Consider the following 10,836-nt stretch of genomic DNA (forward strand, 5'->3'; position numbering starts at 1 on the left):
CGGCGTCGCCGGCGAGCCCGGCGCTGAGGAAGTTGCATCCGCCCGCGAACGCCCCTCCCCCGGACTCGGCGTTCAGTCCCCACCGCAGCTGCGCATTGCGGATCGTCCCGTCGCCCGCGGCCGGACCGCCGGGTCCGGGGACGGTGACCACGATCTCGTCGGGTCCCGCTGCTGCGGCCGGAGACGCCCCGACGCCCAGGGCGACCGCGACCGCGAGGGCCGCGCGCAGCAGACCCCGGCCCCTCATGACCGGGCCCCCGTCGCGAGCGGCTCCGCGGGGGCTTCCGCGGGACCGCCCGCGGGCTCGCCCGACGTCTCGCCCGGCGCCGGAGAAGATCCGGATGCCGCCCGCCGGGCGCGACGTCGCGCGCGCGCCCGCACGAGGGCCGTCACGACGCTCGCGATCACCAGCACCGCCGCGAGCGCGACGCACCCGAGCATCATCACGATCGCCCAGGTCGGCACCGTCGGCGTCGGGGAGACGACCTCGACCGTTCCGCCTGTGACGCTCACCTCCGCCTCGGCCACGCTCCCCGATCCCGCACCGCGCAGGGTGATCAGGTGCGTCCCGTCGCGGATGTCGCGGGGAACGGGCAGCGCGGCGGCGACTTCGCCGCGGGCTCCCGCCGTGAGGGGGCCGACCGCGGTCAGCCCGCCGTCCAGCGACGCCACGACCTGCTCGCCCGGAGTGAAGCCCTGCCCCGTGAACACGATCGACGACCCCGCCGCGACGGTGGCCGACTCGACGCCGACGCGCACGGCACCGGCCGCACCCCCGGCATCCGTCGGAGCGGCGGGAGATCCGGATGCCGCCCCCGCGGCGACCGTCCCGAACGAGACGGGTGTGAAGGTCTCGTTGTTGGCGTTCTTCACCCCGTGCGCGCCGATCGTGATGATGCCGCACGTGGTGCGCCGGCAGTCCACCGAGGTCACGCGTCCCTCGCGATCCTGGCTCTCGAACACGGCCCCCGGGACCACCATGCGCACGGTCCACGACCCGTCTGCGCCGATCGTGCCGTTCGCCGAGCTCTCGGTCTGACTGCCGGGGAAGGCGAGGAAACGCTGGAAGCCGTTGTTCTCTGCCGACTCGGCGTCCGGCACGTACCGGTAGTCCTCGCCGACCAGACCGCCCACACTGGGGCGCCATGAGCCTCCCGCGGGGTCGTCAACCCAGCCGAACAGCACGTACACCCCGCCGAAACCGTTGGCGACGGATTGGAAGCCGGAGCCCGAGACGGTGACCTCGGTGGCGTAGTCGGGCGACACGGTCGCGCTGCCGTCGGGGCCGGCGATCGACACCCCGCCGACCGCCGCAGCGGGGTCGGCGGCGGCGAGCAAGCCGCCGAGGGCGAAGGCGAGGGCGAGGGCGGTCGCGGCGAGGGGGACGCGAGGGGAGCGGGTCATTCGGGGGCTTCTCCGGTGTCGAGGGGCGGCGGTTCTTCGGCGGTGGCGAGCACGATCACGGTGCCGCGCGGGCCGTCGAGGACGTCGATCGGATGGCGGTACACCCGCGTGAGGACCTCGGGGTCGAGGACCTCGCGCGGCGGACCCACCGCGGCCAGGCGCCCCGCCTCGAGCAGGGCGATGCGGTCGGCGTACGCCGCCGCGAGCCCCAGGTCGTGCAGCACGACGATCGCCGCTCCGCCCCGCCGCACGCGCTCCCGCGTACGGGCGAGCACGCGGTGCTGATGGCGGATGTCGAGGCTCGCGGTGGGCTCGTCCAGCAGCGCGATGCCGCACTCCTGCGCGTAGGACCGGGCGAATGCCGCCCGTGCCCGTTCCCCACCCGACAGCGAGGTCACCGGGCGTTCAGCGAAGGCCGTCACCTCGCCCGCCGCCAGCGCGTCCGCTACGGCGGCATCGTCGCGGTCGGACTCCGGATGCCGCCGCCACGGCGCGCGCCCCATCCGTACGACGTCGTGCACGACGAACGGGAACGACACCTCGTTGCTCTGGGTCAGCACCGAACGACGGCGGGCCCGTTCGGCCACGGGCCACTCCTCCAGTGCCGCGCCGTGGAGTTCGACGACACCGCTGCGCGCGGCGCGGTCGCCGGCGAGGACGGAGAGGAGAGTCGATTTGCCCGCACCATTGGGGCCCACGAGAACGAGCATCTCGCCGGCCGACAGGTCCAGGTCGATGTCGTCGAGCACGCGCCGCCCCGCGACGTCGACCGACACCCCGCGCACGCGCATCACCGGCGTCATCCCCATCCCCCCGATCGGCGTCGGGTCCGACGCAACAGCCAGAAGAAGAACGGGCCGCCGATGAGCGCGGTGAGCATGCCGATGGGCAGGTCCGAGCCGGGCACCGCGGTGCGCGCGACGAGGTCCGCCGCCAGGAGCAGCGCGGCTCCGCCGAGCGCGCTGGCCGGGGTGAGCAGGCGGTGGCCGGGGCCGAGCAGCATGCGCATCAGGTGGGGCACCACGAGACCGACGAAGCCGATGATTCCGCAGAAGGCGACGGCGGCGCACGTGAGGAGCGCGACCACCACGATCGCCACGACGCGCAAGAGCTCGACGCGGACACCGAGGTGCTCGGCCTGACGCTCGCCGAGCGCCAGCAGGTCGAGGGAGCTCGAGAGCAGCAGGCACGCCGCGATGCCGACGATCGCGAGCGGCGCGACGATCGCGAGGTCGCTCCAGCGGGTGCCGTTGAGCGACCCGAGCTGCCAGAAGACGATCTGCTCGCGCTCCTGGGTCGACCCGAGGAACGTGAAGAGCGCGATCGCCGCGCCGCCGACGGCGTTGACCGCGATGCCGGTGAGCACGAGCGTGACCACCTCGGTGCGTCCGTCGGCCCGGGCCGAGGCGTAGACGACGACCGTGGCGGCGAGGCCGCCGGCGAAAGCGAGGACGGGCAGGGTCACGGGCCCGAGGAAGGTGAGACCGAAGACGATGGATGCCGAGGCCCCCACCGCCGCGCCCGACGAGATGCCGATGACTCCGGGCTCGGCCAGCGGGTTGCGGAACACGCCCTGCATGACGACGCCCGCCGTCGCGAGCGCCGCCCCCACGAGGACCGCCATGAGCAGCCGCGGCACGCGGATGAGCCACAGCGTCGCCTCGCCGTTGACGTGCGCCATCGCGACCCCGGGCGGCACGGCGAGGGCGTCGAGGCCGACCGCGCGCACCGCGTCGTTCCAACCGCGCGCGAACGCGCCGAGCACCTGGTCGGGCGGGATCGAGAGCTGGCCGCTCCCGGCGGAGACGACCGCGAGCGCGACCAGCGCCAGCGCGAGGGCGGTGAACACCGCGGGCGCCCGACGCGCCGCGCGGCGCACCGGGGCGGCGGCGTCCGCGCGGGTCGCCTCGGTGACGGCCGCGCTCACCCCGCGGCCTCGGGCGCGTAGACGGCGACGGCGAGCGCGTCGAGCACGTCGGCGGAGGCGGGACCGAAGCTCAGCACCGTCGTGTCCGACATGTCCACGATGCGGCGGTTGCGGCCGGCGTCGGTCTGCGCCACGGCCGGGAGGCGTTCGACGAGCCCGTCGACTCCCCCCACCGATTCGAGGCCCTTCGTCATCATGATCAGCAGGTCGGGGTTGGCATCCACGAGCGCTTCGTCGGTGAGGGGACGCATGCCCCGCCATCCGATCTCGCCCGCGACGTCGATCCCCCCGAGCGCCTCGATGAGGCTGTCGGCGCCGGACTCCTCGCCGAAGAGGTAGTAGACCCCGGACTGCCCCCGCACGTAGAGGAACATCATGCGCAGGCGCCGTTCGGGATCGGCGGGTGCGACGTCGGCGATCTGGGCGATCTTCGCGTCGACGGCCGCGGTGCTGCGCGCGGCGAGCGCGGCCGCGCGGTCGGGCACGCCGAGAGCGGCGCCGACCTGCTCGACGAGAGTGCCGATGGAGGCCAACGACCGGTGCGAGTCGACCACGACGACGGGGATGCCGGCATCCCGCATCTGCAGCACCGTGTCCCACGGACCGAGGCTCGTGTCGGTGAGGATCACGGTGGGCGCGGCGTCGAGGATCGCCTCGGCGTTGAGGTCGTGCCCGTTCTCGGTGACCACGGGGAGGCCGGCGGCCTCGGGGAAGGCGCTCGAGGTGTCGCGGGCGACGACGGAGTCACCCAGACCGAGCTCGAACACGATGCGCGAGAGCGAGCCGTAGATGTCGAGGGCGAGGATGCGCGAGGTGTCGACGACCGTGACCGCGGAGCCCTGCGCGTCGGTGACCGTGACCGGTAGTACCTGCGCGCCCTCGGTCACCGGGACGATCGCGGACGCGGCAGCGACGGCGGTCGACGGACCCTGCCACGAGAGCGGGTCGGCGAGGGGCGTGACCTCTGCGAGCGGCGGCGTGGCCGGGGCGCCGTCCGCGTGATCGAGCCCGCCCGTCGTGCAGGCCGCCAGGCCCAGCGTGGCCGAGACGATGAGAGCGAGTGCCGCGAGGGCGCGGGGATGACGAGACAAAAGGACCTCCAAGTAAGGTGAGCCTATCCTTAACTTTACCTGGATGCCGACTTCGTGCTTAGGTAAGCCTAACCTGTCCTCTCGCCCTCGCCCGGGGGCGACCGACGCCTGCCGTCGGGACCTCTCGAGGACGGAGAAGGGAACGAACGTGGACTCTCCAAACCCGCGTGGACCGTGGCTGGGACGCGCCTCGACGGCACTCCTCGCCACCGCAGCGCTCACTCTGGGAGGCGCGCTCGCGAGCGCTCCGGCATACGCCGCCGACACGACGATCGACGGTGCCGTGTTCCGCTGGGGCGTCAACGCCGAAGCGAACTCCGCCGCCTTCGCACCCGGCACCGTCAACCTGCTCTCGGCGGGGATCATCACCGCCTCCTCGTCGGCCGACCGCGTCACGACGGCCAACTGGAAGCAGAGCGACGGCAACACCAGGATCCTCAAGCTCCAGTCCGACGGCAGCTATGCCGACGCGACGTTCGCGGGACTTCGCACGGATGCCGCGGGCACCACGATCACCTCCGGCAACGGGCTGAACTCGGGGCACATCGCCGAGATCAGCGGCGGCACGGGCACGGTCGACGTCGCGGCGAACACCGCCGTCATCCAGTGGTCCGGCTCGTTCACGTCGGCGTTCTACTCGGGGATGACCCGCTCGTGGATCACGGACCCGAAGCTGACGGTCGCGGCCGACGGCACGGGCACGGTCACCGCCACCCTCGGCGGGTACGGCACCTCGATGGATGACCCCGACAAGTTCGAGAACCTCACCCCCGCGACCGACGTCGTCATCGCGACGCTCACCGGCGTCGACGTGACCCCCACCGGCTTCACCGTCACGCCCGACTACCTCGGCCGCACGATCACGGTGCCCTCGGGTTCGGTCGCCCAGGTCACGACGGGCGCGAATGCCGGCGCCTTCCCGCAGTCGTTCGTCGACTTCCAGGTCAAGACCGGGCAGGGATCGTACTGGTACTCCTCCGGTGGTGCCGCCGATTCCCGCAAGCCGGCCAGTCCCCTCTCGATCGCGTATACGGCAGCGCCGACGTCGACCACGCCGACGGTCACCGTCTCCCGGACCAGCGGCCTCGCGCAGGGCGAGACCGTGACGGTCCGCGGCTCCGGCTTCCTGCCCGCGGGAACCGCCACCAACGGCACCCGCCCGCCGCTGGCGGGGCAGTTCAGCGGCGCGTACGTCGCGTTCGGCAAGTTCGCCGACGTGTGGAAGCCCTCCGCGGGTGCGCCGTCCTCGGCGCGCACCGTCATCGCACAGCGCTGGGCCCTCCCCGCCGCGAGCATGTCCACCGTGGGCGGCGCGAACGCCGGCGCCATCGAGCTGACCTCGGACGGGACGTTCGAGGTCGATCTCGCGCTGACCACCACCGAAGCGCAGAACCTCGCCGCCGGGACGTTCGGCATCTACACCTACGCCGGCAGCGGCGCGGTGCACGCGCCGTTCGAGACCTTCACCCCGATCGCCTTCTCGTCGGCCTCCGATGTCGTCGTCGAGGTCCCCGCGTGGGTCGACAACCCCACCGGCGCCTTCGGGTGGGCCTTCGAGGGCACCGCGCCCGCCGACCTCCGCACCGCCGTGCAGGACGGCGCGAACTTCGTGGCATCCGGTTCGCTCACTCCGGTCGTCGTGACCGACACGCGCGCGGGCGGATCGACCCCCTACAGCTGGAGCATCTCGGGCCAGGTGAGCGAGTTCGCGACGTCGTCGGGAGAGACCTTCTCGGGCGGCTACCTGGGCTGGAAGCCGAAGCTCGTCGCCACGGACGCGGCGACGGTGACCGGCGGCGCCGAGGTGACCTCCACCCGGCTCGGCGGAACCGGCCTCGGGTCCTCGCGCGTGCTGGCATCCTCGACGTCGGCCGTGAGCGCGAAGGTGGGGGCGGACCTCGCGCTCGTCATCCCCGGCACCACCGCCGCCGGCGACTACCGCAGCACGCTCACCATCACGGCGCTGCAGTAACACCCGCACCGGGGCCCCGGCGATCGCCGGGGCCCCACTCGTCCCTCGATCGAAAGACCTCTCGTGCCCGCATCCCTCCGCCTCCCCTCGCTCGCTCTCGTCGGGGCCCTCGCCCTGGCCTCGGCCCTCGCGCTGTCCACCGCCCTCGCGCCGGGGACGGCCCGGGCCGCCGACGGCGGCGGCGTCGCGTGGTCGGTGCAGACGGCGGACAATGCCCACGGCACCGGGCGCGGCAACTTCACGTACGCCGTCGAGCCCGGCGCGGTGATCTCGGACACGATGATCGTGGTCAACACGGGCACCGAACCGCTGCCCCTCGCGGTCTACGCCGCCGACGCGTTCACCGCCTCCACCGGCGAGATCGACATCCTCGTCGACGGCGCCCCGTCCGCGGACGCCGGTACGTGGGTCGCGGTGAGCACCCCCGCGCTGGAGCTGGCGCCCGGCCACACCGCCGACGTCCCCTTCACCGTCACCGTGCCCGCCGATGCCCGCCCGGGCGATCACTCCGCGGGCATCGTCACGTCGCTGACATCGCAGGACCCCGCGAACGCGCTCTCGGTCGATCGTCGCCTGGGCACGCGCCTCACCGTCCGCGTCGCCGGCGACCTCGTCCCCGCGGCGTCCGCGACCGCGGTCTCGGCCCGCTACGACGGCTCATGGAACCCTTTCGAGTCGGGGCGTCTCACCGTGAGCTATTCGCTCGAGAACACCGGGAACACCCGGCTCACCGGACTCGAGACGATCGACACGTCCGGGACCGGCGGACTGTTCGGCACCCGCACTCCGCCCCTCCGGATCAGCGAGGTCCTCCCCGGTTCGACCATCGACGTCGTGCGGGAGGTGCCGGTGTTCTCGCTCGGGTGGGTCGCCGGATCCGTCACCGTCGCCCCCGAGGGGGTCGGCCTCGGCGCCGGCACCGTCGAGCCGGTCGCGCTCGCCTTCTCGACGCCCGCGGTGCCGTGGAGCCTCTACGCGCTCATCGTCCTCGTGATCGCCGCCGTCGCGGCCGCCCTCGTCGCGGGGCGTCGGCTCCGTCGCCGCGCGCGCCCGCAGACGCCGCCTCAGGCCGTCTGAGCGGCTTTCGCGCGCGCCAGGTCGGTGAAGAGGTCGGTGTTGAACCGGTAGGCCACGAGCACTTCGTCGATCACGCGCTCCTTCTCTTCGTCATCCCACGGGGCGGCATCCAACTGCTCCCGGTACACGTTCTTGAACGCCTCGGGGTCGGCGATGTCGCCGAAGAGGTAGAACCCGACGCCGTTGGTCTCGAACCCGAAACGCCGCTGCATGAGACGCCCGATGAAGAGCCCGCCGGACAGGTCGCCGAGGTAGCGCGTGTAGTGGTGGGCCACGAAGCCGCCGGGCCAGGTCGCCGCGACCCGACGGATGCGCGCGACGTACGCCTCGGTCGTCGGGAGGGGTGAGATCCGTTCGCGCCAGTCCGCACCGATCAAGAACTCGAGGTCGGCTTCGATCGCGGGCACGCGCGTGAGCTTGTCGCTGAGGAACACGGATGCCACGGGGTCGACGCGCATGCGCTCGGTCGCCTCTTCGAGCGCGGCGTAGATGAACCAGTGCTGGGCGACGAGCGCGACGTAGTCCTCGCGCGTGCCGGAACCGTTCATGAGGTCGGTCATGAAACCCGCGCCCTCGCTCGAAGAGTGGGCGGTGCGCGACCGCTCGCGCAGGGCGGTGGAGAACGGGATGACAGCACTCATGCGGCCATCATAAGGCAAGGTTAGGCTCGCCTAACCTTCAATCTCCGTGGGGGCGCGGGGTGATCCCGAGCCGACGGCATGCCTCGTCGTACAGCGCGACGATCTCGCGCCGGACCTCACGCCGCTCGGTGATGGGACCCCCCGGCCACGGCACGCGCAGCTCGACGGTGGCTCCGTCGTCCCCGACGACCGACCACTCGCCCGCGTCGCCGTCGAACCCCGTCATCCGCGCCGATGCGACCGCCCGCACGGGGCCGAAGGCGCGCGCAACGAGCACGTTGTCGTCGAGGTGGTCGTCGTTCATGTGGGCGAGGACGGCCTGCTGGATCTCGGGGGCGAACGCATACGTCATTAGGCAAGCCTAACTTCGCCCCGGCGCGTGGCCGGCCCGCCACGGCCCGCCCGCACACCGATCCCGCGAGACTGCATCCGATTGACATTTCCCCTGCAAGCTGCAACGGAGATGTCAGCGCGATGAAGTCTCGCGGCCCCGACAGCGGCGCGGCTCAGCCGCGTCACCGCGGCCGGCGCGGCTCAGCCGCGATACGCCGCCAGCCGCTTGCGCATCACCGCGACGGCGTCGGCGTTGTCGTCGATGAGCACCGAGTGGCGGCCCAACGGAGCCGCGACCGCGCCGAGCGTGCCGCTCCCGGCGAACATGTCGAGCACCCGGTCGCCGGGGCGGCTCGAGGCCTGCACCATCCGGCGCAGCACGCCTTCGGGCTTCTGCGTCGGGTACCCGGTCTTCTCGCGCCCCGTCGTCGGCACGATCGTGTGCCACCACACGTCGGTGGGGAGCTTGCCCCGCGCCGCCTTCTCGGGGGTCACCAGCCCGGGGGCCATGTAGGGCTCGCGATCGACGGCGTCGGAGTCGAAGAAGTACCGCGACGGGTTCTTCACGTACACGAGGATCGTCTCGTGCTTCGTGGGCCACCGCCGACGCGTCTTCGCGCCGTAGTCGTAGGCCCAGATGAGTTCGTTGAGGAACCGCTCCCGCCCGAACAGCGCGTCGCACATGACCTTGGCGTAGTGCACCTCGCGGTAGTCCAGGTGCAAGTACAGCGTGCCGTCGTCGGCCAGCAGACGCCAGGCCTCCTCGAGCCGAGGCTCGAGGAACGCCCAGTAGTCGTCGAACCGGTCGTCGTACGTACGCAGGTCGCCGCGCAGCCGCGCGTACTCGCGACCGTGGAACCCCCGCTGCACGACCGGCACCGGAGCCGGCTCGTCCTCGTCGGGGAAGACGAGCATGCCCGGGTCGGCGGGCTCTTCGGATGCCACGATCACCGGCTCTTCGGCATCCGGGGCCTCGTCGACCGGCGGCGTCCACCGTGCCGACTCGACCGCTTTGGAGCGGGTGCGCCCGGTGTTGAACGGTGGGTCGAGGTAGACGAGGGTGAAGGAGCCGTCGGGGAGCGTGGCGGTGACGGCGAGGTTGTCGGCGTGGTGGATCTCGACGGAGCCGTGATCCCACACGCCCGCCAGGGTCTGGACGCTCACGGAACGCGCTGCAGCCACGCGTCGGTGGCGAACTTGGCGGCCACGAGAGCCTCGGCCTCGGCATATTCCTCTTCGGTGATATGCCCCGTGGTCGCCCCGTACAGGGTCGTGAACGTGTCGATGAACCGCTGGATGACGGCATCCCGGGCCAGGCCCGTCTGACTGCGCAGCGGATCGACGCGCTTCGCAGCCGAAACGGTGCCCTTGTCGCTGAGCTTCTCACGGCCGATGCGCAGCACCTCGGTGAGCACCTGGCCGTCCATGTCGTAGCTGAGGGTCGCGTGGTGGAGCACCCCGCCGTTGGCGAGACGCTTCTGCGCGGCGCCGCCGATCTTGCCGTGGGGCCCCGCGATGTCGTTGAGCGGCTGGTACACCGCGTCGATGCCGAGCGAGCGCAGCGCCTGCAGCACCCAGTCGTCGAGGAACGCGTACGAATCGGCGAACGTCATGCCCGCCACGAGCGACGCCGGGACGTACAGCGAATACGTGACGATCGAGTTCGCGGCCATGAGCATCGCCCCACCGCCCGAGATCCGGCGGACGACGTCGAAGCCGTGCTTCGCCGCCCCCTCGGGGTCGACCTCGTTGCGCAGCGACTGGAACGAGCCGATCACGACGGCGTTCTCGTTCCACTCCCACAAGCGCAGCGTGGGCTTGCGCAGGCCCGCGCCGACGCGGGATGTGAGCACCTCGTCGAGCGCGAGGTTCATCCGCGGCGAGACGGGGGCGTCGTGCACGACCTCCCACTCGAAGTCGGCCCAGCCGGGCGCGGTCACGAGCGCGCGACGGATGGCGGTCGCCACCGACTCGGGCGTGAAGCCGAGCAACTGCGCGCCTTCGGGCAGCGCCGCGCGGATGGCGGCGGCGATCGTCGGGACGTCGGACTCCACCGGCAGGCCGTTGACCGCCGCGTCGATGTCGTCGAGGGCGTCGTCGGGCTCGAGGAAGAAGTCGCCCGCGAGGTGGAACCCGGAGATCCGGCCGTCACGCTCCTCGAGGTCGACGACGACCAGCTTGCCCCCGGGGACCTTGTACTCGCCGTGCATGCCTCCAGCCTACGGCGGCAGGGGGTCGCACCGGGATGCCGCGGCCCCGCCCCGTCACCAGAACAGGCCGTGCACCCGGCACAGGCCGAAAACGCGCGGATCGTCCTGTTCCCGCGGCATCCCCTGTTCTCAGCCCCCGGATGCCACGCCACCCGCGCCCCGGAACCCCGCGGCCCGCAGC

11 protein-coding genes are annotated in these 10,836 nt (G+C 72.4%); 2 read left to right on the plus strand and 9 right to left on the minus strand.

The window, feature by feature from the left end; all coding sequences use genetic code 11:
- The 5 genes from FE256_RS16080 to FE256_RS18520 all read right to left on the minus strand — a co-directional run.
- Positions 1–247, minus strand: a 247-nt coding sequence (locus tag FE256_RS16080) for a hypothetical protein (RefSeq protein WP_212743537.1), incomplete at its 3' end; no start/stop codon positions are given.
- Positions 244–1,404 (minus strand): hypothetical protein, encoded by a 1,161-nt coding sequence (locus FE256_RS16085; protein ID WP_138177675.1) that lies wholly within the window; start codon positions 1,402–1,404, stop codon positions 244–246. The genes FE256_RS16085 and FE256_RS16080, both read right to left, overlap by 4 nt.
- On the minus strand, positions 1,401–2,207 hold the full coding sequence (locus FE256_RS16090; RefSeq protein WP_212743538.1) for a heme ABC transporter ATP-binding protein: 807 nt from the start codon (positions 2,205–2,207) through the stop codon (positions 1,401–1,403). Before FE256_RS16090 ends, FE256_RS16085 begins: the two co-directional genes overlap by 4 nt.
- A complete protein-coding gene (locus FE256_RS16095) occupies positions 2,204–3,331 on the minus strand; it encodes a FecCD family ABC transporter permease (RefSeq protein WP_502704861.1) in 1,128 nt (375 codons plus the stop codon). Before FE256_RS16095 ends, FE256_RS16090 begins: the two co-directional genes overlap by 4 nt.
- Positions 3,328–4,422: a heme/hemin ABC transporter substrate-binding protein gene (locus FE256_RS18520; protein ID WP_252371061.1), complete on the minus strand. Its 1,095-nt coding sequence runs from the start codon at positions 4,420–4,422 to the stop codon at positions 3,328–3,330. Before FE256_RS18520 ends, FE256_RS16095 begins: the two co-directional genes overlap by 4 nt.
- A gap of 148 nt (positions 4,423–4,570) precedes the next feature.
- On the opposite strand from FE256_RS18520, the gene FE256_RS16105 reads away from it, so the two are divergent.
- Together FE256_RS16105 and FE256_RS16110 are read left to right on the plus strand one after the other, a co-directional pair.
- Positions 4,571–6,394 (plus strand): hypothetical protein, encoded by a 1,824-nt coding sequence (locus FE256_RS16105; RefSeq protein WP_171024382.1) that lies wholly within the window; start codon positions 4,571–4,573, stop codon positions 6,392–6,394.
- Between the two features lie 63 nt (positions 6,395–6,457).
- Complete coding sequence (locus FE256_RS16110) at positions 6,458–7,471, plus strand: DUF916 domain-containing protein (protein ID WP_138177683.1); 1,014 nt, start codon at positions 6,458–6,460, stop codon at positions 7,469–7,471.
- Here the strand turns inward: FE256_RS16110 and FE256_RS16115 are convergent.
- The 4 genes from FE256_RS16115 to lplAB all read right to left on the minus strand — a co-directional run bounded on the left by FE256_RS16115 (position 7,459) and on the right by lplAB (position 10,655).
- Complete coding sequence (locus FE256_RS16115) at positions 7,459–8,112, minus strand: biliverdin-producing heme oxygenase (RefSeq protein ID WP_138177685.1); 654 nt, start codon at positions 8,110–8,112, stop codon at positions 7,459–7,461. The genes FE256_RS16110 and FE256_RS16115 overlap by 13 nt on opposite strands.
- A gap of 37 nt (positions 8,113–8,149) precedes the next feature.
- Entirely contained in the window at positions 8,150–8,464 is a 315-nt protein-coding gene (locus tag FE256_RS16120) for a DUF2470 domain-containing protein (protein WP_138177687.1), read from the minus strand.
- 182 nt (positions 8,465–8,646) lie between these two features.
- Complete coding sequence (locus tag FE256_RS16125; protein ID WP_252371062.1) at positions 8,647–9,609, minus strand: DNA methyltransferase; 963 nt, start codon at positions 9,607–9,609, stop codon at positions 8,647–8,649.
- Entirely contained in the window at positions 9,606–10,655 is a 1,050-nt protein-coding gene (lplAB, locus tag FE256_RS16130) for a lipoate-protein ligase LplAB (protein ID WP_138177689.1), read from the minus strand. The genes FE256_RS16125 and lplAB overlap by 4 nt, the downstream gene beginning before the upstream one ends.
- Positions 10,656–10,836 lie beyond the last annotated feature (181 nt).

This window comes from Microbacterium sp. 5K110, from assembly GCF_005774735.1.
In the GTDB taxonomy this organism is placed as follows: Bacteria; Actinomycetota; Actinomycetes; order Actinomycetales; family Microbacteriaceae; genus Microbacterium.